This window comes from Sinorhizobium sp. NG07B (genome assembly GCF_002532005.1).
In the GTDB taxonomy this organism is placed as follows: domain Bacteria; phylum Pseudomonadota; class Alphaproteobacteria; order Rhizobiales; family Rhizobiaceae; genus Sinorhizobium; species Sinorhizobium fredii_C.
Map to the genome: position 1 here is coordinate 1 of NZ_NWTD01000017.1, position 25197 is coordinate 25197.

The 25197-nt window shown below is 58.2% G+C and carries 18 protein-coding genes and 8 pseudogenes; 16 read left to right on the forward strand and 10 right to left on the reverse strand.

Annotated elements, in window-relative coordinates; genetic code table 11:
* The 6 genes and pseudogenes from CO664_RS27375 to CO664_RS27400 form a co-directional block, all read left to right on the forward strand.
* Positions 1–785 (forward strand): annotated as a pseudogene (locus CO664_RS27375) (malate synthase G); the annotation flags it as partial.
* 64 nt (positions 786–849) lie between these two features.
* Positions 850–1281 carry a heme-binding protein gene (locus CO664_RS27380; protein WP_097528069.1) on the forward strand — a complete coding sequence of 144 codons (432 nt, stop codon included), beginning with the start codon at positions 850–852 and terminating at the stop codon, positions 1279–1281.
* Between the two features lie 157 nt (positions 1282–1438).
* Positions 1439–1844 (forward strand): annotated as a pseudogene (locus CO664_RS27385) (MFS transporter); the annotation flags it as partial.
* Positions 1844–2152 carry a UPF0262 family protein gene (locus CO664_RS31760; RefSeq protein ID WP_097528068.1) on the forward strand — a complete coding sequence of 103 codons (309 nt, stop codon included), beginning with the start codon at positions 1844–1846 and terminating at the stop codon, positions 2150–2152. The pseudogene CO664_RS27385 and the gene CO664_RS31760, both read left to right, overlap by 1 nt.
* 5 nt (positions 2153–2157) lie before the next feature.
* A complete protein-coding gene (locus CO664_RS27395) occupies positions 2158–3798 on the forward strand; it encodes an MFS transporter (protein ID WP_097528067.1) in 1641 nt (546 codons plus the stop codon).
* A gap of 801 nt (positions 3799–4599) precedes the next feature.
* Positions 4600–5781 (forward strand): aminotransferase class III-fold pyridoxal phosphate-dependent enzyme, encoded by a 1182-nt coding sequence (locus CO664_RS27400; protein ID WP_234819718.1) that lies wholly within the window; start codon positions 4600–4602, stop codon positions 5779–5781.
* A gap of 160 nt (positions 5782–5941) precedes the next feature.
* Here the strand turns inward: CO664_RS27400 and CO664_RS27405 are convergent, their stop codons facing one another.
* Positions 5942–6532, reverse strand: coding sequence for a GNAT family N-acetyltransferase (locus CO664_RS27405; RefSeq protein ID WP_097528065.1), 591 nt, complete (start codon positions 6530–6532; stop codon positions 5942–5944).
* Positions 6533–7353: 821 nt separating this feature from the next.
* Between CO664_RS27405 and CO664_RS31765 the strand changes: the two are divergent.
* The 7 genes and pseudogenes from CO664_RS31765 to CO664_RS27440 all read left to right on the forward strand — a co-directional run.
* Positions 7354–7595: pseudogene (locus tag CO664_RS31765) on the forward strand (hypothetical protein); the annotation flags it as partial.
* A gap of 464 nt (positions 7596–8059) precedes the next feature.
* Positions 8060–9697: an MFS transporter gene (locus CO664_RS27415; protein WP_097528064.1), complete on the forward strand. Its 1638-nt coding sequence runs from the start codon at positions 8060–8062 to the stop codon at positions 9695–9697.
* 476 nt (positions 9698–10173) lie between these two features.
* Positions 10174–10683 (forward strand): UPF0262 family protein, encoded by a 510-nt coding sequence (locus CO664_RS27420; RefSeq protein ID WP_028004303.1) that lies wholly within the window; start codon positions 10174–10176, stop codon positions 10681–10683.
* Positions 10684–11056: 373 nt separating this feature from the next.
* Positions 11057–11495: pseudogene (locus tag CO664_RS27425) on the forward strand (IS30 family transposase); the annotation flags it as partial.
* 404 nt (positions 11496–11899) lie between these two features.
* The gene (locus CO664_RS27430) at positions 11900–12166 is read left to right on the forward strand and encodes a hypothetical protein (RefSeq protein ID WP_097528063.1); all 267 of its coding nucleotides are present in this window, start codon (positions 11900–11902) and stop codon (positions 12164–12166) included.
* 251 nt (positions 12167–12417) lie between these two features.
* The gene (locus CO664_RS27435) at positions 12418–13350 is read left to right on the forward strand and encodes a hypothetical protein (protein ID WP_097528062.1); all 933 of its coding nucleotides are present in this window, start codon (positions 12418–12420) and stop codon (positions 13348–13350) included.
* Positions 13350–13853 (forward strand): hypothetical protein, encoded by a 504-nt coding sequence (locus CO664_RS27440; RefSeq protein ID WP_097528061.1) that lies wholly within the window; start codon positions 13350–13352, stop codon positions 13851–13853. The genes CO664_RS27435 and CO664_RS27440 overlap by 1 nt, the downstream gene beginning before the upstream one ends.
* A gap of 116 nt (positions 13854–13969) precedes the next feature.
* On the opposite strand, the pseudogene CO664_RS31460 reads toward CO664_RS27440, so the two are convergent.
* Together CO664_RS31460 and CO664_RS27445 are read right to left on the reverse strand one after the other, a co-directional pair.
* A pseudogene (locus CO664_RS31460) lies at positions 13970–14162 on the reverse strand (D-amino acid dehydrogenase); the annotation flags it as partial.
* A 145-nt stretch (positions 14163–14307) separates the two neighbouring features.
* Positions 14308–14631 carry an EAL domain-containing protein gene (locus CO664_RS27445; protein ID WP_097528060.1) on the reverse strand — a complete coding sequence of 108 codons (324 nt, stop codon included), beginning with the start codon at positions 14629–14631 and terminating at the stop codon, positions 14308–14310.
* Positions 14632–15504: 873 nt separating this feature from the next.
* Here CO664_RS27445 and CO664_RS27450 point away from each other — a divergent pair.
* Positions 15505–16161: pseudogene (locus CO664_RS27450) on the forward strand (MFS transporter); the annotation flags it as partial.
* Positions 16162–16310: 149 nt separating this feature from the next.
* Here the strand turns inward: CO664_RS27450 and CO664_RS27455 are convergent.
* Complete coding sequence (locus CO664_RS27455; protein WP_097527843.1) at positions 16311–16559, reverse strand: hypothetical protein; 249 nt, start codon at positions 16557–16559, stop codon at positions 16311–16313.
* A gap of 187 nt (positions 16560–16746) precedes the next feature.
* Here CO664_RS27455 and istA point away from each other — a divergent pair.
* Both istA and istB read left to right on the forward strand, forming a co-directional pair.
* A pseudogene (istA, locus tag CO664_RS27460) lies at positions 16747–18266 on the forward strand (IS21 family transposase).
* Between the two features lie 11 nt (positions 18267–18277).
* On the forward strand, positions 18278–19054 hold the full coding sequence (gene istB, locus CO664_RS27465) for an IS21-like element ISRsp2 family helper ATPase IstB (protein WP_176536693.1): 777 nt from the start codon (positions 18278–18280) through the stop codon (positions 19052–19054).
* 105 nt (positions 19055–19159) lie between these two features.
* Here the strand turns inward: istB and CO664_RS31770 are convergent.
* The 6 genes and pseudogenes from CO664_RS31770 to CO664_RS30900 all read right to left on the reverse strand — a co-directional run.
* Positions 19160–19914: pseudogene (locus CO664_RS31770) on the reverse strand (ATP-grasp domain-containing protein); the annotation flags it as partial.
* A gap of 610 nt (positions 19915–20524) precedes the next feature.
* A complete protein-coding gene (locus CO664_RS27475; RefSeq protein ID WP_097527845.1) occupies positions 20525–21406 on the reverse strand; it encodes a 50S ribosomal protein L11 methyltransferase in 882 nt (293 codons plus the stop codon).
* A gap of 214 nt (positions 21407–21620) precedes the next feature.
* Entirely contained in the window at positions 21621–22625 is a 1005-nt protein-coding gene (locus CO664_RS27480) for a cysteine synthase family protein (protein WP_097527846.1), read from the reverse strand.
* Positions 22612–23982, reverse strand: coding sequence for a hypothetical protein (locus CO664_RS27485; RefSeq protein ID WP_097527847.1), 1371 nt, complete (start codon positions 23980–23982; stop codon positions 22612–22614). Before CO664_RS27485 ends, CO664_RS27480 begins: the two co-directional genes overlap by 14 nt.
* Positions 23983–23992: 10 nt before the next feature.
* Complete coding sequence (locus CO664_RS30455) at positions 23993–24406, reverse strand: ParB N-terminal domain-containing protein (protein WP_158254902.1); 414 nt, start codon at positions 24404–24406, stop codon at positions 23993–23995.
* 91 nt (positions 24407–24497) lie between these two features.
* Positions 24498–24881 (reverse strand): hypothetical protein, encoded by a 384-nt coding sequence (locus CO664_RS30900; protein WP_158254903.1) that lies wholly within the window; start codon positions 24879–24881, stop codon positions 24498–24500.
* Positions 24882–25197: the final 316 nt, after the last annotated feature.

The following is a 25197-nucleotide window of genomic DNA, read 5'->3' on the forward strand; positions in this document are numbered from 1 at the left end:
CGGGATTTCCGACATCATCCTCGAATCGGCGATCACCACGATCATGGATTGCGAGGATTCGGTCGCCGCCGTCGACGGCGATGACAAGGTCGTCGTCTATCGCAACTGGCTCGGGCTGATGAAGGGCGACCTTGCGGAAGAGGTCGCCAAGGGCGGCCGGACCTTCACCCGCAGGCTGAACCCCGACCGCGTCTTCACCAGGCCGGACGGCGCTACGCTGACGCTGCCCGGCCGCTCGCTGATGCTGGTGCGCAATGTCGGGCATCTGATGACCAACCCGGCGATCCTCGACCGGGAAGGCCGCGAGGTGCCCGAAGGTCTGATGGACGCCATGGTCACGGCGCTGATTTCGCTCCACGATATCGGCCCGAACGGTCGCAGGGCAAACTCGCGCTCGGGCTCGATGTATGTGGTCAAGCCGAAGATGCATGGGCCCGAGGAAGTGGCCTTTGCCTGCGAGATTTTTGCGCGCGTCGAGGCCGCACTTGGGCTTTCGGAAAACACCCTCAAGATGGGCATCATGGACGAGGAACGGCGCACGACCGTCAACCTCAAGGAATGCATTTTCATCAACACCGGCTTCCTCGACCGCACCGGCGACGAGATCCATACCTCGATGGAAGCCGGCCCGATGATCCGCAAGGGCGACATGAAGCAGGCCGCCTGGATCGGTGCCTACGAGAACTGGAACGTCGATATCGGCCTCGACTGCGGGCTTTCCGGGCATGCCCCAGATCGGCAAGGACATGTGGGCCATGCCCGACCTGATGGCGGCGATGCTCGAGCATGGCTACACCGAGCCGGTCCTAAACCGTCGTCGGCTCCAAGCGAAAACAAGAGGAGAGTGATATGAACAAACTCAATTTATCTTGCGCCAATGCGATAATCGAGAGGGCCCTCTCGGTAGCGCTGGAAAGAGGACTTAAACCGCTTAGCATTGCCGTACTCGATGGCGGCGGCCATCTGCTTGCGTTCCAGAAGCAGGATGGAGCATCAATGCTTCGGTTTGAGATCGCCTTCGGCAAAGCTTATGGCGCGCTCGCCGTGGGGGTTGGGTCGCGATGGCTTGATAATACCTCACGAGAGCGCCCGCATTTTGTCTCGGCGCTGACAGCAGTCTCCGGCGGGAAAATGATCCCCGTGCCTGGCGGTGTCCTAATACGCAATCATACCGGTGAAGTGATTGGCGCAGTCGGAATCACAGGAGACACGTCTGACAACGATGAAGCTGGAGCTGTTGTGGCAATCGAAGCGAATGGTCTGACAGCGCAAACTTGCTAAAGCATTAGGTTTGAGCGTCGCCCTCAGGGCCTGGGTCGCGAGCGATTAGTGCCGGTCTCCTGCGCCCGGAGGCTGCATAACGCCGAAAACTGTCGTGCGGTACCGGATACCCTGTTGCGTCGGAACAAGGGTTTGGGAGGCTTGAGAGTCACAGAACATGCTACGCGAAAATGCAGACCAGATCGCACCAACGACCCTCGCACCGCTGCGAAACGCAGCATTTCGTTCGATCTGGGCCGCCCAAGTAGCCAATCTTGGATGGCTCGCGCAGACGGTCGCGATCAGCTGGCTCATGGCCACGATTTCCGCTTCCGATCTGATGGTCGCGCTCGTGATTGCACTCGCTTCCATTGTGTTGGCGATTTCTGCCGCCTTTGGCTTTGTCAGTCCTTGGCTCATCCTCGGGCTGGTTTTCATTGCGGGTTGCGGTTTTGCGCTTAATGATCCTGCCTGGCACGCCGGTCGGCGACATTCTCGACAAGCGGCATATTCCAGCTGCGGTGACGCTCATGTCTGTCGGCTACAACATGACGCGCCGCATAGGGCCGGCGTTGGCCGGAGGGTGCGCGAGAGCTACACGAGGGCGGAAGCGCGTTTGACGCCCGAGCGGCTGGAAGCCATTAACATGGGACGTGGGGCGATTCACGACGAGGCTTCAGCGTTGTTGAGGGAGCGTCTCAGATCCAAGCTCGAGATCGATCAAGACACAGTGCGCCGGCTGTTCACACTGATCTCTCTGCTGGTCAACCGGAAATTTTCGATCGAGGCCCAGCACGTGAGGAACCATCCATCTGACGAATCCCTGCTTTGTCCTTATGGGCTGATGATGTCCGCGACAGCGGGCGGAAGTTGCACGTCCCCAAGAGATTGACCGCCATGCCTTGCAACGAAGAAAACGCATCTACAGGCTTGCTGGCGCCGTTGAAGAACCGGACCTTCCGTTCGATCTTCCTAGCATCCCAGCTTTCGAGTCTCGGCTGGCTGATGCAGACGGTGGCGCTCAGTTGGCTGATGGCCACCGTTTCCACATCGGACGTGATGGTTGCTCTGGTCCAGGCCTCATCGACCTTGCCGGCCTTCTTTCTGGCGGTCTTCGTTGGGGCGATTGCCGACAACTACGGCCGCCGCATGGTGATGATCGTTGGTCGAAGCCTCATGATGGCCGCGGCCGCGATGCTGACGATCCTCATCGCCTTCGGTATAACCGATCCGTGGATGATACTCGCGTTCAGCTTTCTCGACGGATGCGGCATCGCACTCAGCGATCCTGCCTGGCGTGCCTCGCTCGGCGACATGTTGGAGCGCCGCCACCTGCCGGCGGCCGTGACCCTGCTGAATGTTGGGTTCAATACGGTACGCAGTGTCGGTCCGGCCCTTGGTGGCCTAATCGTTGCCGCTTTCGGGCCCCTTGTCGCATTCGCACTCACCACGCTTGGGTTTGTCGCCCCTCTCACCGCTCTGTGTCGCAACAAATGGAAGGTTCAAACGTCGCCGCTTCCGCGCGAAGCACTCATGACTGCCATCTACGATGGTCTGCGCTTCACGGCGATTTCTTCAGAGATCAAGTCAACAATCGTGCGCGGGACGCTGTTCGGTTTTGCAGCCATCTCTACCCTGGCACTGCTACCGCTGATTGCTCGCGACATTTTGAAGGGCGGCCCGATCAGCTACGGCATTATGATGGGCGGCTTTGGCGCTGGTGCACTTCTCGCCGGACTCATGAATCCGACGCTCAGGCGAATGTTCACCCAGGAATGTGTGGTGGTACTTGCCTGCATCGCCTGTGCGATATGTCAGATCTCCCTTGCTCTTACCTCCCCCCTCGCCATCGCAACGTTCAGCCTAGCCGCCGGCGGCGCCGGCTGGGTTACGGCATGGTCGGGACTTGGCGTGAACGTACAATTGGCGAGCCCGCGCTGGATCGTTGGACGCACGATCTCGATTTACAGCGCCTTCACCTATGGCGGCATTGCCGCGGGCAGCTGGTTTTGGGGTGTCATCGTCCAAAATTACTCGCTTCCCATTGCGCTGGGCTGGTCCGGCACGGCAACGTTGGTCGTTGCCGCTCTCGGGTTCAAACTGCCGATTAGCAACCGTTCCGAATCTGAACTCGAACCCTCGGGTTTCTTCAGCGCGCCCGCGGTTGCACTCGATCTGAAGCCGAGAAGCGGTCCCATCCTCGTGATGACGGAATATACAATCCCTGAGGAAAACGCGGATCTTTTTCTGGATGTCATGCAAAAGCGCCGATACGCTCAAAGCCGCGTTGGTGCAAGGCAATGGACGCTCACGCGCGATGTTCAGGAACCTTCACGCTGGTTGGAAACATTCCGCACACCGACCTGGACAGACTTTCACCGGCTTCATCATCGCCTCACGGAGGCGGATGAGGAGCTAAATCAAGAACTTATTAGACTGAGTGATGGCACGAACCCTCCGCGAACGACCATTCTAGTCGAGCGCCCTACTGGCGCAGCGCGCAAGTCTTACCCGGTTCCTTATGTTTCGCAGAAGTAAGCCGCATCGGCAGCGCAGTTGGTCAAGCCAGGATGGCTGCCAGTTCGCATTGGTGGATCAGGAAGAGCCCGACCGTTTGACGTACATCCGTATTCCTGGGTTGTCCTACTCTCTTAGGAGCGACCCTTGGGGTTCACGGGTCTGTGGGGACACTACCCGGCGAGGGCACTGAGACGGCCAATTTGAGCGCAATTGTTATGCTTCGAACCACGAACATGACATGCAACGAAACAACGCAGGAACGTCAAACGATTGATTGCGAGCGAGCAGCTGGGACGCACACTCGCCTGCAGGCGGGCTTGGTACATTGCCCTGCAACTTGGGGGGTCGTTTTGATGTGCGTGGGGTCCGGCACTGGACCCGCTGCAACGAGGGCTTCGGTGCATGTGGAACGCCCCCGGTCCCCCCGACACCTCATTGCGCGCGGACTTCAAGCGCTTACCCTGATCCTAGCATCAGGTAAAGCCAAAAACCTTGATTATGAGCAGAATTATCAATAAGCGCGCAGGGATGAAATGGAAGGCGCATAAAGTGGGCCAGATTGAAGACATCTTGGTACCTGCCGATCATAGACTTCTCTGGTGCGATACAGTGGGCCGCGCGGCCACATCGCCTTCCCCTATGTGCGTTGATTGCGACGCGTAGAGTAGAGATCTTGAGATGTTGGCAGCCCAAGAATCGAACAGCAAACTTGAATCGAGCCTCATAGACGCGAGGAACCGCTTCGTCGCTAGAAATCCTAGAAGCGGCGAACTTCACGCCCAAGCCCGCGCAGTGATGCCAGGTGGGAACACTCGCTCCGTGCTATATTATAAGCCTTTTCCAATCGCGATGGACAAGGGCGAGGGAAGTACGCTTTGGGATATTGATGGCCATGAGTTTGTGAATCTTTGCGGTGAATATACCGCGGGCCTATTTGGCCACTCGGAGACTCGAATCCACACCGCGGTTCACCAAGCTATGACGCGGGGTCTAAACCTCGCCGCAGTGGGCAGGGCCGAATACGAGTTTGCAAATCTCATCTGTGCGCGGTTTCCGTCAATAGAACTTGTACGCTTCACCAACAGCGGCACGGAAGCCAGTCTAATGGCGCTGACGGCGGCCCGCGTGCATACCGGCCGAGACATGATCCTTGCATTTCGCGGCGGCTACCATGGCGGTGTTCTATTGTTTACCCCCCAGGGACCATCCCCGGTCACGGTTCCGTTCCCATTCCTTTTGGTCGACTACAACGATACGGACTCTGCCACCGCGATGATTGAGCAGTATCGAGATCGGCTCGCTGCGGTGATGGTCGAACCCATGCTCGGTAGTGGCGGCTGTATCCCTGCGGAGATCAGCTTCCTCAAAACATTGCGGGAGGCTACGCGGGAGGTGGGCGCACTGCTTATCTTCGATGAGGTCATGACATCGCGGATGTCGGATGGTGGGCTCCAAAAGCGCTTAGGTATTACTCCTGATCTGACGACTCTCGGCAAGTACATGGCCGGCGGGATGAGCTTTGGGGCGTTCGGCGGCCGGGCCGACGTGATGTCGCTCTTCGACGGGCGTCTGCCGCACGCAGGTACCTTCAATAACAACGTCCTGTCGATGGCCGCAGGACGAGTCGCGCTTGGAGAAATTTTCACAAAGGAAGTCGCGGAGGAGTTGTACCTACGCGGCGAGCGGCTACGTACTGCACTGAACGACCGGCTTATGAAGCTCGGCGGGGCGATGCACTTTTCTGGGGTGGGTTCGCTTGCCACCGCGCACTACCGCCCCCCCTTGATACGTTGCGCCTACACGCCGACGGCTCGAGAAGATGGTCTGCGGGAACTGTTCTTTCTCGACATGCTAAACGCGGGTTTTTATATCGCCCGACGTGGAATGATTGCGCTGAGCCTTCCGGTTCTGCAATCGGATATCGACCGATTCGTAGATGCGGTTGAGGAGTTCGCGCGCACACGGCAGGGACTGCTTGGATCAGCCGGCGCTGCGGCGTGAGGAATGCTTCAGATGTCGACGTGTAGAACTTGGAAACCATCGCGAATCTGATTGTTCGATGGCCGACCAATCACCTCGATGACGGATCGACCCCGCGACAGTCGTGCGGATCCGCTCCAAGAGCGGCGAACCTAGCGTGTGCTTAAACGCGGGTAATACCCTACCTTCCGCGAATCGTTGTTGGTAGCGGCATCGGCGCAAAGCGTGGATTTGCCGCGATGGCCCCTTCCAAGTCTTGCTGTGTTACCTCGAAGCAGCGCCACAGCCGGTCGCCAAAAGATCGATCTTCGATCTGCCGAAACCCCATCTTCCCCACGGAACGCAAGGAACGCTGGTTTTCAGGCCGAACAATGCACAGGACTCGGGGTGCTCCCACGGTCGTGAAGGCAAAATCAAGGATGGCGCAGCCCGCCTCTGGGGCATATTCATTGCCGGAAGCCGCTTGGTGAAAGAGTGCGCTGAGCTCCAGATCGTCGCTATCCGGCAGAAAACTCAGACCGCGTTGTCCAAGAAAACGACCTTTCCGGCCGGTGCCGTCGCGCGCGAACACGACGAAGGAACCGAAGCCATATATATCCCAATCGGCAAGTGACTTCTTGAACCGGGCACATGTGTCTGCAGAGGATGGTGGCTTTCCGTCATAGACGGCATTCACCACGAAAGGGTCATTGTGAAGTGCTTGATACCGCCGCAGGTCCGCTGGGGCTAGTGAGCGCAAGGATAGCCGCGCGGTTTCCAGAATTACCGGCATGGTCCGTACCCTCCCGCGCGGAACAAACTGCCAGCGCGCTGGTGTGCGTCTTTGATCAGAACCACCCACAGCAGAAAGACGGCCTCTTCGGTGAGAGTGAACATCGAGCGACTTCTCCTCGACCGGTGACGAAGACGCAATTGCGGATAACCTTGCATTCACCATGCCAATGCGAAATACGTTTAAGAGGGCTCTCCCCCCCCCCCCGATGCCGACGTCTCGTACTCCTCGAGTAACGCTGAACGCGACTGAACAACGGGTGGATTCCGCTCCCCCGCAGTTGAACCCAGCCCCGCATTCCTGTGAAAACGTCAAGCCTTTGTCGAGTTTGTAGGGTTCGCGACGGTAATGCTCCGTATACCCCCGCCGAACTCGCGACGGAAGATCAAGAGCTCGCCCTCCCATGTGTGGATACCCCTGACGATGCAAGGGTTACGCGCGAACTTCAACTCATAGTCAAGCTGTTAGCTCTTCCTAAAGTCGTCATCCGAGCAGCAGAACCATCAAAAAGCCGAAGGGATGAAATGGAAGCCGCACAAAGTGGGGCAGATTGAAGACATCTTGGTCCCTGCTAGTCTTAGAGTTCTCTGGTGCAAGACAGTAGGCCGCACGGCCACGTAGCCTTCCCCTGTGTGCGTGTGCGTCAATGGCGCGCTCAGAATAGAGATCTTGAGATGTTGGCAGCCCAGAACCGAACAGCACGCTTGAATCCAGCCTGGAACCGCTTCATCGCTAAGCATCCTAAAGAGCGGCGGACTTCACACCCAGTCCCGCACCGTGTTGCCCAGTGGGAACACCCGCTCCGTCCGGGCGACGACATAAAGATGGTCGAAAGTGTGGCGGCGGTCTTGCAAGAGGGCGGTCACGAGACGCTGCTGTGCGAAGGCGATAAGGGACTGCTCGCTACGCTCGAGCGGTTCATGCCACCCGATCCGCAAGCCGTCCCTCCGGAATCGTCTTAAATATGGCAAACGGAATTCAGGGCGAGTGCCGTCTCACCCACGTTCCGGCCATGCTCGAGATGGCGGGTATCTCGTACACCGGATCGAACCCGCTCGTGCATGGGGCTGGCGCTCGACAAGGGTGAAACTAGGAGCTGTTGAAACCGCCATTGCGCGTCCAGCATCAGATTGAGCTTCTTCGACCGGAGAAACATGCAGCCTATGGGGCGTCGTCTTTGTCTGAAGTCCCAGCCGACCAGGACGCCTTTTTAGATTGTTCAACTTCATTCTACGACCCCATGATGGGAGGGGCAAATGCCCGATCCCGAAGAGAAGCAAGGCTCCATGAACGACGTCAACCAACGGTGAAATCGGAAGGCTCGATAGCGCTTGACCTCAAGACACCGAATGGAGAAGTTCCATAAGCTATCTTATGCGATATGTTATAACATAACGCTCCGGATAACTCGCCTAACGCGCATCATCCGGCATCGGCTTAGGTGCATAACGGCGAATCCGTCCTTGGGTACCAGATATTCTGCTGCGTCGCAGCAACGCGTTAGGAGCTTGAGAAAGACAGGAAGAAATGCAGTGTGAAGATCAGCATTCTGCCGTATCGACCACCCTGGCTCCGCTCCGGAACCGGGCGTTTCGTTCGATCTGGACGGCGACGCAGATCTCCAGCCTCGGATGGCTCGTCCAGACGACGGCAATCAGTTGGCTGATGGCGATGACTTCGGCCTCCGACCTTATGGTTGCGCTCGTGCAGGCCTCCTCCACGCTGCCTGCATTCTTTCTATCCATTCTGGCAGGTGCTATTGCCGACAGTTTCAGCCGGCGCGGCGTGATGCTCGCCGGACACTTCCTGATCGCTCTGGCCTCGCTGACGCTGGCGATCTCCGTTGCACTCGGCCTCGTCAGTCCATGGCTGATCCTGGGATTGGGTTTTCTGGCCGGATGTGGTTTTGCCTTGAACGACCCGGCCTGGCACGCCTCTGTCGGGGATATTCTCGAAAAGCGTGATATCCCGGCGGCCGTCACGCTGATGTCAGTCGGGTACAACATCGTTCGAAGCACTGGTCCTGCGATTGGCGGCGCCATTCTGGCCTTCTTCGGTCCCCTTGCCGCTTTCGTCCTGGCGGCGCTGAGCGATCTGGCGCCGCTTGCCGCGATCTCGCGCTCGAAGTGGCACGTGCGCACGTCCTCGCTGCCACGCGAGCGCGTCACGACAGCCATTCAGGATGGGCTGCGCTTTACCGCGATGTCCTCGGAAATCAAGGCGGCAATCGTGCGCGGGACCTTCTTCGGCGTCGCGAGCATTTCGATCCTCGCGCTGCTGCCGCTGATCGTCCGGGATCATCTGGCGGGCGGGCCGATCGTCTACGGCGCGCTTCTGGCAGCTTTCGGCGCCGGTGCGTTTTCCGCCGGTCTCAGCAGCAGCTATCTGAGACGGATCGTCCCTCAGGACCGGCTGATCGCACTCGCCTCGGTCGCCTGTGGCGCATGCTGCTTTCTGCTTCCGCTGACGACGTCGATCCCCGTAGCGGCGCTTGCGCTGGCAATCGGGGGCGCCGGATGGCTGCTCACCTGGACCAGCGTTGACGTGGCGATCCAGCTGTCGAGCCCAAGGTGGGTCGTCGGCCGGACGCTATCGATCTACTACGCCCTCTCCTACGGCGGCATGGCTGCCGGTAGCTGGATCTGGGGCGCTGTCGCGCAGAGCCACTCCCTGACCATGGCCTTCGAGGGGGCCGCCGTGGTCCTGCTCCTCGTGGCCGCCGCAGCATTCGTGCTGCCGATAGAGCTATGGGAAGAATCCGAGAAAGAAGCTTCGGAGTTCGTTCCGCCGTCGCTCGCACTCGACTTGACGCCGAGAAGCGGACCTATCGTCGTCAAAGTCGAATACGCCATTGGCGAGCAGGACCTCGAGGATTTCCTCGAGTGCATGCGCGAGCGGCGGCGTATCCAAAGCCGGGCGGGGGCACGGAACTGGACGCTCCAGCGCAACCTGCTGGTCCCCTATCTGTGGACGGAGACGTTCCGAACGCCGACTTGGACGGACTATCTTCGCCTGAACCATCGGCTATCGCCCAGCGATAAAGAGCTCGGCGAGCGGCTTGCCGCCTTCCACGATGGAGCGCCTCAGACCGTGCTGGCGATCGAGCGAGGGACAACCCCGGCCCGCGCCCGGAGCCAGCCAATAACCCGCGTCTCTCGTCCCTGAGGAGCGTTTGAGATGCGGCAGAACAGCAAACATCGCCAGTATCTGCACCCAGCGCGCGCAAGCGGCGAGTTTGCTGAAACCTCGACGTTTGACCGGCGTCAGCGGCGATCTGAAGAAGTTCCCGACCTGCGAGCGCCATTTTCCCCGGCCTCGCAGGGTCACTTGGCTGCCGTCGAACAGGTCCCGACGGCAGCCGCTTCTTCTTCGGTTTGTGGTGCCATCGGCCTGCCGCCTGGCACGCTTGTGGCGCTTCGCCAAGATATTCCCCGCGACAGCGATGACCTTGGGAAGCGACTGCGCAGCAACAGAGACCGCCTCCGGTTTCCGCGCCGAATTCGCGGGACGAGTTTTTCTTTTTGCCCAGCCTCCCAGGGCAAAGTGGCTGTCGCTGGACCCGTTCCGGCGGCAGCCACGTCTTTTGACACTGCGAAGAAGCGCGATCGCGCGGTCGACACTCTTCGGGGAGGCCGCGCGCGATGACCTGCATGAGCACCACGCCATCCCGGTTTCGGCTTTCAGCGATCTCGCTGGAGCCGCCCTTCAACGGCCGGACGGATGCAGCACAGAAGCACGAGCAAGCCGTCGCCATTTTCGACCTCCTGGACAACAATCGGTTTGCGCCGGTCGCACATGGCGGTGGCCCCTATCGGCTGCATCTTGAACTGGTGGACAGGCGTCTGGTGCTTACCGTCACCACAGAGAGCGGCGCGCCCGTCCTGTGCCATCACCTCTCACTGACGTCATTCCGCCGACTGCTCAAGGACTACCGGCTTGTGTGCGAGAGCTTTGCCAACGGCGCGGCGCGGCTGCCGCCCGACCGACTCGAAGCCATCGACATGGGGCGCCGCGTGATCCACAATGAAGCCTCCGCCCTGCTCAGAGAGCGCCTCAAATCCAAGGTCGAGATCGATCAGGAGACGGCCCGCCGGCTGTTCACGCTGATCCATCTGCTTGTCTCGCAGGGGCTCCCTGCAGGAGTCAATTGACGTGAAGAAACAGCGCAGTGGAGGAGCAACCGGTATCGGTGTCCTTTGGGCTGCCGCAGGACACCGTCCGAACGGGCGCGACGATGAGCTCGGCATAATCAACTGGAAAGTTCTTCCGCAGAACACTCACGGGAGCACCATGCCGGAGCCGCCCATCATTCCCGGAGAAGCTAGAATGCAACACTGGCTACACAAGCTGACCGATCTCGCCACCATCCCTGGCGATGAAGGCGCTCGAGCAGGTCCCGACGGCAGCCACTTTCTATGAACTCTGGACGGACTAAAGCCACGGGGACCGCATCAACAACGTCTGTACGACGGCGAAATTACCGAGTTTCAATCTTCTGGATCATTGCCGATCGCTCACAGTTCGGGGCACTGGGAAGGCGACCTCCTGATCCTCGAGCGCGCTCTGGAGAACGCCAATGTCACCTCGCTGGTCGAGCGCAAGAGCGGCTACACGGTGTTGATTAAGAATGGCAACCGCCACTCGCAGCCGATTATCGGCAAGATCGGCGATACCTTCGCACCGCTGCCCGTCTTTGCCGACAGAGTTTCACCTTCGACCGCAGTATCTGGTTGCGCGGCTTCAGGGCTTTGGAAGACGGGATCGGTGCCAGGAGCTGGTTTTGCGATCCGAATTCACCGTGGCAAGAATGTCAACAAACGCATCGGCCGCTTCATGCGTGTCGACACCGATCTGTCTGGCGTCAGCCAGCCGCAAATGGATCGCCCTCGCCCACCATCTGAATGTGCGCTGCCGCGCAAGTGCCTCGGCTATTCGAACGCCGGCCGAAGGGTTTATAGTGCATTTTCGCGAATGCGGTAATCCTTCCTTCACTTGTGTTGCACTTGCATTAGATTCTTCAAGAAGGAAGGCATGCGACTAATGTTTCCAATGTAGAGACGGCCCCCAGCAATGCGTACGTTGTGCCGGCAGATGACTTGCCGCGTGGGTCATGCACGCGAAAATACCAGAAGATGCTAGCTTGTGCGGTGTTCATTTCAGGGAACACCGCATTTTGGAGCGGACATGAGGCTCCTGAATGGTACGTATCTAATATGTCGTAGCAACCAGAGATCGTTCGCACGTAAGTGCATCCGATGACTGTAGTCGACTACCGCGCGCGAATAAACTGCACGATAAAAGAGGGGGCCGTCATGGCAATGGAGGGGGCCGGGATGCATCGTCGCAAGCACGTCGGTCGCGGCGGAGATGATCGCCGGCATCCGCGTAAAGCTGGATCTGCAAGTTCCGATGCCGGTTCTGCTTCTGCAGCGCATGCTCGACCTATCGAGGCGCTTCGTCGCCGCGCGTCATGCGACACCGGAAGGCGGGCCGCCAACCAGTCCGCAAGCGCGGCGCTGCGAACATCGCGTCGAATGGACTTGCAATTCTCGTCCTCACGAGCCTTCAGCCGCTCGCCACCGGCCGGTCACCGCCGTCATATTCGAGCGCTACTTTTGGACCTCGCATCGCTGACACCGAATCTGCAGCACAGGTCAGCGGCGACAACCCGGCCCTAGTACTCCTTCAGACGTCAATAAACCGCTGGCGCTGAAACTGGATGGTTTCACGTTTGAGCCGGCCCAAAGTGTGCCGTGATGCCGCCTCGGCCAGAAGACTGTGGGACGAGTCCGGCAAGAAATTGATTATCGCAGTGAATGTGCGGGTGACCTATTGCAATATTCGCGCTGCAATTACCCCGTGCAAATCCGAACAGAGGCAAGGGGATGCAAAAGACAGCGCAATATAGACGGGCAATTTGGGGCGCAGACAATAGAGGTGTGGAACATTTTCTGAGGCAGGCACTGGGGCGGGCGCCCGAGGTGGCCGACACGAAGTTCTCCTATCGTGCGGGTGTCGATGCGCAGATAGTGCGGCGCTCGACCCAAGGGCGCGGACTTGGTGTCGTATTTGCGATGTTCTCCGAAGGATCGAGTGCAAGCGTTGTTGAGAACGGGGGCCCGCAGATTACCCGAACTCCCGCACCACGCGGCAGGGAATTTCTTAAGACCGAGGTGCATCTTGTAATCGAAGGCGACCATATGGCCTATCTTGCGAACGGCCAAACAAATGATGGCCAGATCACAAATTTGGTCTCCAAGTTTCTTGAGGAGCAAGGCGTAAACCGAGCGAACACCCAGTTTGCGTTTATGCCTCGTTCTAATCGGCGGGAGATCGAAAGACTGTTGCGTGTTGGCGTGAAGTCGATCGATCTGGGAATTTCATCTTTTCTGACGACAGTGGAGGACGTGAATAACCATCAGCGCGCGCATGCCCCACCGAGGGGGATGGATGGAATTAGGCAAATTGGAGATGGCCTGTCGCAAGTTATGCGCAACGCGTTCGGACGTCATCGCACGCCGGAGGAAATCCAGGCCGCCAGCGAAATTCAGGCAAGGATCCATCTGGGTTACGATGGTCGAGGAGCGGACGCAATTTTGCCGCAGCTCATGACTGATGTCGCGGAAAGAGTGGCCAATAGCGGCGAAGAGTTCTCAATAGTAACCAAGCACGACGTGGTCATCACCCGCGAAAAACTCGTAGTAAAACAGGATGTAAATATCGAGGGAGATGACATAACCTTGAATGCGGATAGCACCTTTGCCACTCTGCGTGACTGCCTTCGGCAATGGAGAAACGACGGTGTCCTGGACGAATAATGGCTGGTAGAGGCTACTACATTATTGTTTCACTGGCGGTCGCGATTCTTGTGGCTTACGCTGCAAGTGATGCACTCCGTGCGAGTGATTCGGCGCGCGGAGCAATGATTGACATCTTTTCAATACTGGCTGGCGTCTTAGTCGCTGTCATCTCCATCGTGGGCGACCCATCTATGCTATTGCCAGGGAATTGGAGGGTTGGCGCAGAGCACGCGCAGGAAATGCAGCGAAAAATATCAAATTTTTCGCATCTGTTCTTCTCATATATGGTGTCACTTATCTTAATAGTCATTGCAAACACCATGGTCGACAATAAAGTCAGTGGATTTAATTTCGTATTTTATGCGCTTACATTTTTTTCCACCTTCTCGTTTATGCTTTCGGTACCATTGCCATACAGCTTGATGGCCATCCAATCCGAGCGCATGAAGGAGGAGGTCAAATCGAGGAAGAGGCGCGCCACCCCAGATTCTGCCGATGACAGCGGCAGCCAGCGGCATTGATCCGCTCGGCCCCAAAATCATCCGGTTCGCGCACCAAGATTGGTCCCGAACGTGAGCCTACCCCTGTCCACCTCTGCACGTAACGGGCGATTCCGGCGTATCCGACCTGCGTGCGGAAGCATGCGGCTCTTGTTGATGCCATGCCGCCCCACGGTCCAGTTCGAGAGCATCTTTAGTGGCCACGGCAGCATGGCGGCATGGTCATCGACGTTTAGACGCGGAATCAGGGTCGCATGCTCCGCCAGGAATGCCTAGCGCCGCCCAGGTCGAGCAATTTCCGATGGAGATTCCGCCCGCAGCGCTCGCGAAGTGCCGCAGTTCGGCCACGGGGAAGGTGGACTGCTTATCTGCGGCGCAACCCACTCGCTGGTCAAGCGCACGAGTTGCTGCACTTTCATGATTAAGAACGGAAGCCGGTACCCACGGAACTTGTTGTCGTTCTCCACTGCACCTCTCAGCCGCCCTCGCCCATCATCTTCAACGTCGAAATGTTGCATCCGAGCGGCCCTGACGCCTTGTTGGACAACAGTTCGACTGCTAAGTTCAACATATGCCGATCCAAGTTAGGTGCATACCGCGATGCCTCCAGGGCAGGCATGAATTCGCTGGCCGTGACCACGGTGCCGTCGACCTTCACAAGTCTGGCCAGACATTCGGAATATAGAACTTCATGGTGTGCCTTGACGGAATTTACTTGCTGTACCGAAAAGCCAATCCGCCTCTGTTGCCCCGCCTGAAGGACGGTGCGAACGATATCGTCGAGTTCATCGCAGATCATCTCTTCATCCTTGTTTTACTCCGCTTTCCTAAACTTTGTATCCAGCAGATTGCGGCCCCCAGACCAACAGAACTACTTGCAGACATAGAAGCTCACATCAGCTCACAACGCTCACCGGTGAGAACCAGTCCCGCTTTGGCGAGACGGGGTCCTCCTGCCGCGGATCGTCGCCGGTCTTACCTGCAATGAAGACAGCAGCAACTCGTCACGTTTGGCGGCCATAATTGGATCGTTTGTCTGAAAATTCGATTTTTAGCCTTCACACTTTCTACAGGATCCGTTCAGCGCCCCCTTTTTGTGGTATTCTCTTGATCGATTTGCTGCAAAATGAAGGTGCGATACCGCGGAACGCTCCATTTATTGCCACTCAGACACGGCAATTCGAGCATCTTGGCATCACCGACGCAGCTCCCACCTCCGGAGATCTGCTGATCTTCCAGGCGACCGCCAAGAGAATGTGGCGTTGCCGCCACCGATGCCTGGCAGCCGTATGTCCCGGCTGCAGTAGCCCCCGAGATGGCGTGCCGGCGTTGTCCGCGCGTCTGGTGGCATATCAAGGAGGCTGCGGCGGCTGAGAGGATGGATCACCGACGTGTTATTGGCCACAACTTGTCAGTCTTTACATGCGCATCCGCGAGCGCCTTGACCTGCAGCGGATTGGCAATCACCACTCTTTGCACAAACGGTGAGAGCGCGCGGGACACCTAAGCATAGACTAGATACCGTTTAGAAGCGCTAGTCGCCGTTGGGGGCCTCGACTATCGGATCAGCCCAGCATCTGCGCCACGAAAACCCTGCCTTTCCGGATACTCCCATACTCCCCGGCAATGAAGGGCAGGACGCCTCGCCGTCACATTCTCGAGGCAAAGAACCATGTTGGTGCAACTCTCTCCTCAAAGCAGCGTAGTCGAGGAGCGGCCCGCCGCATGGGGCGCGGTATTCGCGATGTCGTTCTGCGTTTTCGCGCTCATCGCGGCGGAAATCATGCCCCTCAGCCTGCTGACCCCAATCGCCTCGGATTTGGCTATAACCGAAGGCCAGGCCGGTCAGGCGATATCCGTATCCGGCGCCTTTGCGGTTATGACAAGCCTCTTCATCTCGTCCGTGGTCGGCAGACTCGACCGCAAGATCCTGCTACTGGCGCTGACCGCCGTGATGATCGTCTCGGAGATGATGGTAGCGGTTGCTCCGAATTATATGACGTTCATGGTTGGGCGCGCGCTCATCGGGCTCGTTATCGGCGGATTTTGGTCGATCTCCGCCGCGACCGCCATGCGGCTTGTTCCGGACGATCAGGTGCCGCGGGCGCTGGCGATCTTCAACGGCGGGAATGCGCTGGCGACGGTCATTGCCGCCCCGCTGGGGAGCTTCCTCGGCAGCCTCATCGGCTGGCGCGGGGCGTTCTTCTGTGTCGTCCCGGTCGCAGTGATTGTTTTCGTGTGGCAGCTCCTCAGTCTTCTGTTCACCTATCTTCGGCCGTTCCTCGAAACGGCTATCCATGCCGATGTTTCAACGCTGTCGCTCTTGCTGCAGCGTCGCCAATCGAGAGCAGCAAGCAAACGTCGCACTGCATTTCGCCTGTGCCGACCTCGCCGTCATGCCTGCCGAATCCATTTAATCGGCAGAGTGACAGTCAGCAGTCCGCCAGGGACGGAAAAATCTGTGCGATCCTGGGCGAGTTAGACCTTGGGGAGGCCTGTTCCGAAATGCCGCAAGTGGGCGACATCGAGGATGCGATTGACCAAGCTCGAGAAGTTGTGTCCGGCGGTCGTCGCGGCCAGGCCATAAGAGGTGCGCACACCGATTCCCGGATCGGCGTTGATTTCCAAGACAAAGGGCTGGCCATTGCGATCGACCCGGACGTCGACGCGGGCGTAATCCCGGCACTCGCAGGTACGGAAGGCCACAACCGAAATATCTCTCAGCATGGTCGAAAGTGCGGGTTTCGGAAAAGTCCGGACAGGATTTCCGGTAATCTCCGGACAGAGTTTTCAGTAATTCCCGGACAGTGATTCCGCTAAATCCCGGACAGTTTCCGGCGGCGGTGTGACAGGTTGGTTCGCGGCTGCGCCGTCTTGGTTGTTAGGCCTCTCACGACAACGTTGAGAGGGGCCGATGCCGAGACGGAAGCAAGCAAGACGAACGACAGTGAGGGATATCCGGACGATTCTGCGCCTGACCCATGAAGAGGGTCTTTCGGTGCGCGAGATTGCCGAGCGGCTGAAGATCGGCAAGAGCTCGGTATCGACCTATTTGCTACGTGCTCGGGAAGCCGGGCTATCATGGCCCTTGCCGATTGGCCCGGACGAGGACGCAAAACTGGAGCGGCAACTGTTCGGCCGTGCCGGTCGTCCGCCGCGCGATCTCAGCGAGCCGGACTGGGGGCTGGTGGTTCGGGAGCTGAAGCGCAAAGGCGTGACGCTGACGCTTTTGTGGCAGGAATACCGTGCCAACCATCCCGATGGTTACGGCTTCACGTGGTTCTGCGAACAGGTTGCCGCCTTTCGGCAGCGTACGAGTGTAGCGTTTCGCAATCGGCACGCGGCAGGCGCCGTGATGCAGACCGACTATGCCGGGCCGACGGTGCCGGTGATCGATCCGGCGACCGGTGTCATCCATCCGGCCCAAATCTTTGTCGCGGTGCTGGGCGCCTCCAACCTGACCTTCGCCCATGCCAGCTTTAGCCAGCAGTTGACGGACTGGATCGACGGCCAGGTGCGTGCTCTGACCTTCTATGGTGGGGTCACCAAGGCAATCGTGTGCGACAACCTCAAATCAGGGGTGGCCAAGGCCCTTTGGTTCGAGCCGACGTTGACTGCGACGTTCGCCGCCATGGCGGAGCATTACGACACCACGATCCTGCCGACACGCAGCAGGAAACCGCGCGACAAAGGCCGGGTCGAAGGCGCGGTACTGATCGTGGAACGCTGGATTCTGGCCCGGCTGAGGAACCGCACCTTCTTCTCGCTTGCCGCCCTCAACACGGCGATTGCCGAATTGCTCGAGGAGCTGAACAATCGAACGATGCGCCACGTCGGCAAAAGCCGCCGCGAACTGTTCGAGGAGATCGAACGGGCAGCCTTGAAGCCCTTGCCGGCGGTGCCGTTCGAATTGACTATCATGTCGAGGTCGACAAGACCTTCTACTCGGTGCCGCATCGGCTGATCGGATGCACCCTCCAGGTGCGGCTCACCCACCGGGTGGTCGAGATCTTCCACGATCACCAGCGTGTCGCCAGCCATGTCCGCCGCTCCCAGCGTTCCGGCCACGTCACCATCAATGACCATATGCCCAAGGCGCATCAGCGCTATGCCAACACCACGCCGGCCAATCTAATCGGCCGTGCGACCCAGATCGGCCCCAATGCCGCTATCCTGGTCGAACGCATGATGCGCGACAGGCCGCATCCGGAACAGGGATATCGCTCGGCCATGGGCATTCTGTCGCTGGCGCCGCGCTATGGATCGCAGCGCCTCGATGCGGCCTGTGAACGGGCGCTCACCATCAATGCCGTCACCTATTCCTCCGTCGCCTCCATCCTCAAATCCGGCCTCGACCGGGAACGACCGCAGGCTGAACATGCGGCCCCCACGCCTGCGCATACCAATATCCGTGGCCGATCCTACTATCAGTGAAGGAGGCAACAATGCTGACAAACCCCACCCTTGACCAGATGCAGGCCCTCGGGCTGACGGGCATGGCCGCCGTCTGGCGCGAATTGACCGAGCAGTCCGGCACCAATGAGCTCAGCCGCGATGAGTGGCTCGGCCTGATGCTCGACCGCGAAGTCACCCTGCGTGCCGACAAGCGCATCCGTAACCGGCTCGCCTCCGCCAAGCTACGCTTCGCCCAGGCCTGTATCGAAGATATCGACTTCGCCGCCGCCCGCGGTCTCGACCGGCGCAACACCATGGCGCTGGCCCAGGGGCAATGGCTCACCGCCCATGAGGGCCTGATCATCACCGGCCACACCGGCACCGGAAAGTCATGGCTGGCCTGCGCCTTCGGCAGGCAAGCGGCAAGGCTCGGTCACTCCGTGCTCTACGTGCGCGTGCCGCGCATGTTCGAGGATCTCGCGCTTGCCCGCCTCGATGGCTCTTTCCCTCGCCTCATCGACAAGCTCACCCGCGTCCAGCTCCTCATCCTCGATGACTTTGGAACACATGCGCTCTCCGATCAGCAGCGCTTCCACCTCTTCGAAATCGTCGAGGAGCGCTATCAGAGAAAATCCACCCTGATCACCGCCCAGGTCCCCGTGGCTAGCTGGCACGACCTTATTGCCGACAGCACCGTCGCCGATGCCATACTCGACCGCATCGTGCACAATGCCCATCGCATCACTCTCCGCGGCGAGAGCATGCGAAAGCAAAAAAGCGCAACCCTCTTGACGGCTGCCGAAAACGGCGAAATCAATCAGCCCTGATGGTAACCAGGCCGCCGAGGACCAACCTCGTCAAACTGTCCGGACTTTAGTGAAACTGCTGTCCGGGAATTAGCGGATTCAATGTCCGGCTTTTGCGAAGCGCGCAGTCGAAAGTTCCCTCCCGATGTGCGCCGGGCAAATCTTCTGCGGCTCCGTGACTGCCATGTGCAGCTTGTCCTCCCAAGTGATCATACGGGTTTCGCGGTCGCCGAAGTCATGCTCCACCAGAGGCAACACATCGAGCTCTCGGTTACCCAGCAGCGCGACACAGAGTTCCCGACCCTCGATATATTCTTCTACGAGCGCATCCTGCGCATACTGCGTGACGATCACTTCCACGGCCTGTCTTAGCTGAGCAGGCTCGTGTACGAGCTGCAATCCCAAGCTGGTGCATTCGTAGCGCGGCTTCACTACCACTGGGAATCGCATGTCCCCGGCACTCTCGGTGCCGCGACGCATCTCGCGAAAGTTCGGCGTCGGCACGCCGCGATCGCGATGAGCCTTTTGGTGATAACCTTGTCGGACGACAGCCCATGCCCGAGCGGGCTCGGTCCGGTGTACGGAACGCCTGCCATCTCGAGCATGGCCGGAACGTGGATGTCACGGCACTCGCCCTGAATTCCGGTCGCCATGTTGAACACCATTCCGGAGGGGCGGGCTTGCGGATCAGGGGGCATGAACCGCTCAAGCGTAGCCAGCAGTCCTTTATCGCCTTCACACAGCAGCGTCTCATGGCCGCCCTCTTGCAGTGCCGCCACCACGCCGTCGACCGTCTCACGGTCGTATTCCCCCGGACTAGGCTGACCGAACCGGTTAATCACGCCCGTATGATCATGGTTCCAAACGACGGCTACCCGCATGAGGCTACTCCCTAAATGTTTGCGCGCTGTCACGATCATTCGCTCGCATTTGAATTTTGGAGAGGAATAGCTACTGGACCTCGCTATTCACCGTATAACCATGCAACCCGCGTGCCACCGAAGAAGTCGTGGGCATGTGTTACGCGCCACGCAGGCGGAATACTTGCACTCAGTGTATCTGGCTCTGAACATAGACGTCTTCAATCGGAGGGAGCTTTGAATGACGAGCGTCGCCTCCCCTGCCAAGCTCGAACGTCCGCTCGACAATGATTTCGCGTAGCGATTTCACCTAAGATGTACTCGGCATCGGAAAATCACCGTGTCACCTAGGCTCACGACTTATTGATCCAAGAGAGAAGATGACGGTAGTCGATGCAGATTCCTAGAAGAGTGTCTCGGCGCATCGATTGTAGCGTTGCGATGCGCGCTGCGGTCATGGGTTAGCCAACTTGCAGCCCAAAGGCATCGCAGCCGGTCGAAAGGCAAATTTCCGCTTGGAAGCTTTACGCCCTGTGTTCAGGCCACAATCCAAACGTCGCTTGTCGCCCGTGTGCTTGGGGGCAGTTGAGCAGAAATCTACACGATGCAAGAGTTTGGTCCGGAGATCCGCTCATATCGAAACCAATTCGATTAAACCAGTTTTCTCCCCTCTCAAACAGTAATGCCGCCCAGACTCGACCGGGATAGGTTCTTGTAAAGGGTGAAAAGCAGTGGCCCAATGGCTTTTCAGGTCTCTGGACGTGACGACGAATTTTCCAAAATAGGCGTTGAAGTATGACGTCATTCCGTGGCAGAGGCCCGAACTGTGGGCTATTATTCGGTGCTCTACGGCATCCAAGGCGTTAGGATCGAGATAGTCGTATTCCCTGAAAAGAACAGTGGCGGAGATAGATTCGGGATTGTGTAGCATTTTGTTGACCGCTAAATATGGACGCCGGCCGATTGAGTTTAAGCCCGATAGGTCGAGACCACATTGGGTCGACACGGAAGTCTTTTCGAAAGCTTGTGTGTCACTACAGAGAACACCGAATTGGTGAACCCGCTCCGGCATCACAACTGAATTAGAACCAGCAAGGTGGCGGATATCTTCAGCAATTGCCTCGTATCCCTCACCAACGATTCCGCAGTCCAATGTTTCTGTGAATATAACGTCAGGTGCCGACGGCAGGTCGCCGTCGAGAATCGCTTGCCTCGACGATTTTGCAATCACCGCAATTCGATCCTGCAAATTGTTTGACCGGATAACCTCGCGCGCAACGTCAGCGAGTCTTTCATCCTTCTCACATGAGAACACTTTCTTAGCACCGTATTTAGCGAAGAGCATCGCTGGAAGGCCCGCTCCGGTGCCGATTTCAACGACAGTCTTGCCTACGATATTACAAGACGCGATCGCGGCCTCTATTGCTGCATTTCGCCCCGCATCGCGCAGCATTGTGAAATGCCAACTTGGAATTTCAGAACCGGTGTTAGTGCGTAAAGCTTTTTCGTTCATTTTCGTGTCTCAGAAGGAGTGAACCGCGGCGATAATAATCTCACAACTCGAGCAACACCCTAAGTGCGACGCGGGCGTAGACGCGTTCCTCTGCCTAATTGCTGAACCGGCCTGCTTCCTGGTTCGACAGTTCTTATGTCATGCGGCGCTTCCTTCGGAGCCGAGCGCCGCAAAGACTTCGACGAACTCTGTCGCTTAACAGTCACAAAAACGTTTAGCTGCTGCTGTGACGCGGTTCGTCCGCGAAGAGCTCGGCAAATTCCGCCTCAACGTCAGTTATGTGTATGTCGTGAGTGGACAGCCAGTCCTGATTGAAGATTGTGTCCAGGTACTTTGTGCCGCTGTCGCAGGCTAGGCTGACGATGCGTGCTCCAGCCGGCGCTTCACGGGCCACGCTGAGCGCCTCATAGATGGCACCGCCAGTTGAGCCCCCGACAAGCAATCCGTGCCGCCGCGCCAAGTAGTGGCAAATCGAGAAGGCATTGTCATCGCCCACCTTGCGCCCCCAATCGATTGCGTCATAATCGATCACCATACCCACATTCGCCCCTTCGGGCGTACCAGTCCCCGATTGACGGTAGCACCCCCCCTGACCGCCAAAGATGATACTTCCGACGGGTTCGACGCCGATAACTTGGATCTCAGGGATATGCAGCCGCAGTTGACGCGCGGTCCCGCAAAGCGATCCACCGGTACCGATGGCCGATACAAAATGCGTGATGCTCGGACCAAGATCCTCCAACAATTCGGCCGCTAGTCCCATGTAGCCGGCGGCGTTGGCGGGGTTGTTGTGCTGTTCGGTCCAGTTGGCACCCTCTTCGATGGCAACCCGCCTGGCCTCCTCGTCACGCTGGTCGGTGGCTAGCGCGCCATCGCCACCACCAACGACTCGGACGTTGCTGCCGAATGCACGCACAGTGCAGATCTTATCGAGACTTGCATGGGAGTCCATGAGGGCAGTGAATTCGAGTCCGCGCACGGCGGAGATCATAGCCAACGCACTTGCCGTATTCCCTGATGAGGATTCGACAATAGTGGCAGCAGCCTCTTTTGGAGTGTTAGGCAGGCTGTCGACCATGCTCAATGCCATCCGGTCCTTCATCGAGCCAGTAGGATTGAACATTTCTAACTTGATATACAGGCTGACTTCACCGCGCCGCAAAGGAACGTGCAGCGTGGGCGTGCGTCCAATAGTTTCAAGAATGCTATTGACGATCATTGGAGGACAACCCCTTTGTGCTAAGGGTTTCGTCGGATAAAATCTTCCACCCGTACGGACGCCGGACCACGGCTAACTTTTTAGGCAAGGGAATTTGGTGGAACGAGCTCTCATTCGAATCCATTTGGTAACCGGCAGTATTAGTGAAGACGACGAGATCACCCGGGGCAATGCCACCCTCGACTGCCAGGCCGCGCCAGCGGATGACATCGGATTCAAGGCAACTGCGCCCGACCAGAAAATAGCGCGTGTTCTGTCGCGGCACCGCGCGTTTTTCTCGCCGGACAACCGCCGGAGCAGGCACGAAATCGGCGCCAAACCAAGTTTCGGAGAGTGAAAACGACATACCGTCAAGTACTACCCCGAATCGACAGTTTCCAAAGTCCTTGATGTCGATCACATCGAAGACGCTGATCCCGCACTGGTCCAGAAGCGAGCGACCAGGCTGCAGTAAGATCGGCAGCCGGTGACGGTGGAGGAAGTCACGGTCTGCCGGGTCGGATAGAGCGGTCTGGATCACTGCAGCTGCGTGATAGGAACCAGCAAGTTCTGAAGCGTAAGGATAGTTGCCGAGCTTTGCTACGCTGCCCCAGTGGACGCCACTACCGTATGCAACCGGATCGAACCTCTGAAGGTAGCGCATGGGATACCCACCACCGATGTCGATGCCGCCGGGCGTCAGGCACTTAGCGCAGAGACGCCGAAGGATGGCGATGCAGAAGCGCAATTGTTCTGCGCGCGTCTGAACCTGGTAGTCGTTGATATGAAATGACACTCCAATCCGCTCTACCTTGGTCTTCTCGAGCAGCGTTAGACACGCCATCAGTTGATCCTCGGTCATTCCAAAGCGAGAATCTGGCTCGTTTATGGGACGAGCCCGAAGGAACAGACGGCTAATACCTCCCACGCTGTCCGCCAGCGCGAGAACGCGTCTCAGTTCTTCGATGGAGTCGATGTGGATGGCCACGTGATGGCGAATGCAAAGATTGATTTCGTAATCGGACTTCGCCGGACCCGTCATCGACATGCGCTCCGATGGAACGAGGTTCATGAAGGCCGAACTCATCTCGTGGGCAGAAGAAACATCCGCGCCAGCGCCAGCCAGCGCGAATGCGCGTAGGAGCGAAGCAGACTTACAGGCCTTCAACGCGAACTGGACCTGACAATTGTCATAGACGGTCCGCAATTCGTCCAGCCATTGGAGGTAGTTTCTGTTGGCTTGGTCTGGACACACCACATGCAACGGCGACCCAAAACCGTCAACCCAAGCGGCCAGCTCGGATCGACTATTGAGCAAATCGAGCGTCCAATCGCTGAGTAGCGGCTCCGGTTCGTCAGAGTCATATTTCTGGAACACTGATCGATCCTCATCTCAGGTCGTCAAGATCGATCGAGCAGCATGGCAGTGCAGTCTGTAATCTGTGTTTTGTCGTCTTAAAGCTCATCAGTTCGCCGGATAGGCCGGCCCGGATGATACGGTCTACATCAACAGGCCCCGGCTGGGACCAGTAGCTCACATGTAAGCTTGGATCATCATAGGAGAGCAGGACGCACGGAACAGACGAGAGATCGAGCTCTCCGGCACAGAAATAGCGATGATGACCATCCATGATCACCGAATGGCGGTGTTCGACCAAGATGGGCCGCGTCCATCGCCCCTTGTCGATGATCATCTTAGCTAGTGTTCGTGCACGTAAAATGTTGATTTCCTCGGTCGGTCGAAGCTGGCTCACGGGCAGTCTAACGATGATGTAATTCGAGAAGCGTTTTGCCGGAGACAAAGGCTTCCTCCTTAGTCGGTGACACGTTTGCGGATGACCTCCGCATGTATTATGCCAAGGCAAACAAGCCCGCGAAAACAAGGGCTTATGGTCACGACTCTTTATGTCGCATGCCCGACATTGTCGAATAAAGGACATTGCGTAAAGCGGAAAGAACGTCGCTGACGCGTGAATTCCGCCCTCCCCCTTCGGAGCGCTCATGTTTCCACAGAAGACGAACGATGGTGATTGACGCAGCGTAGCTCGACACGAAGACTGAAAGCCGGTGCAATGCTTTCGGCTGCAGACGCTGCCGCCTGCTCGCGCGCGAATGGCTGATCGAGGGCAAGATTGCCGCCCCTGCTTCAGTCGCGGTCATTGTTGGTGCGGGCGTGTCCCAGTTGTGATAGGCAACTCGGACACCGTCATCGAGCAGATCTTGCCTATGGCGACCATCCAGCGGAACGATGACAGCCCATGCTTCGACTTCCAGCACGGAGGCCTCGGATCAAGCGGCTTACCATGGGGTCGTCTGCCGCATCTCGTATCACGCGGTTTGAAACTGCGGCGCATGGGATGTCGTCAATGGAAGTTCGCATTTGGCGCGACAAGCCGTCGTTCGAAGTTCCTTGTTGTTGTGTTCAACCGTGTTTGAATGAAGATGCCTACGTTCGCAATCCGACATTCCTGAGGCATAAGTATTCTGACGGCGCGGGTAAAACACACGGATTCAATGATTGTGCGCCTATACCCTCCTTCTTGGCACGCCGATTGCCGTGACACGTGAACGCTTAGACCATAGCGGTCTGGCT

Bases quoted from the DNA above. Each gene is read 5' to 3' on its own strand.
- CO664_RS27415 (WP_097528064.1), top strand. From the start codon at position 8,060: ATGCAGTGTGAAGATCAGCATTCTGCCGTATCGACCACCCTGGCTCCG.
- CO664_RS27455 (WP_097527843.1), bottom strand. From the start codon at position 16,559: ATGCTGAGAGATATTTCGGTTGTGGCCTTCCGTACCTGCGAGTGCCGG.
- CO664_RS27420 (WP_028004303.1), top strand. From the start codon at position 10,174: ATGACCTGCATGAGCACCACGCCATCCCGGTTTCGGCTTTCAGCGATC.
- CO664_RS27475 (WP_097527845.1), bottom strand. From the start codon at position 21,406: ATGAACGAAAAAGCTTTACGCACTAACACCGGTTCTGAAATTCCAAGT.
- CO664_RS27440 (WP_097528061.1), top strand. From the start codon at position 13,350: ATGGCTGGTAGAGGCTACTACATTATTGTTTCACTGGCGGTCGCGATT.
- istB (WP_176536693.1), top strand. From the start codon at position 18,278: ATGCTGACAAACCCCACCCTTGACCAGATGCAGGCCCTCGGGCTGACG.
- CO664_RS27445 (WP_097528060.1), bottom strand. From the start codon at position 14,631: ATGATCTGCGATGAACTCGACGATATCGTTCGCACCGTCCTTCAGGCG.
- CO664_RS27405 (WP_097528065.1), bottom strand. From the start codon at position 6,532: ATGCCGGTAATTCTGGAAACCGCGCGGCTATCCTTGCGCTCACTAGCC.
- CO664_RS27480 (WP_097527846.1), bottom strand. From the start codon at position 22,625: ATGATCGTCAATAGCATTCTTGAAACTATTGGACGCACGCCCACGCTG.
- CO664_RS27380 (WP_097528069.1), top strand. From the start codon at position 850: ATGAACAAACTCAATTTATCTTGCGCCAATGCGATAATCGAGAGGGCC.
- CO664_RS27430 (WP_097528063.1), top strand. From the start codon at position 11,900: ATGATCGCCGGCATCCGCGTAAAGCTGGATCTGCAAGTTCCGATGCCG.
- CO664_RS27395 (WP_097528067.1), top strand. From the start codon at position 2,158: ATGCCTTGCAACGAAGAAAACGCATCTACAGGCTTGCTGGCGCCGTTG.
- CO664_RS27435 (WP_097528062.1), top strand. From the start codon at position 12,418: ATGCAAAAGACAGCGCAATATAGACGGGCAATTTGGGGCGCAGACAAT.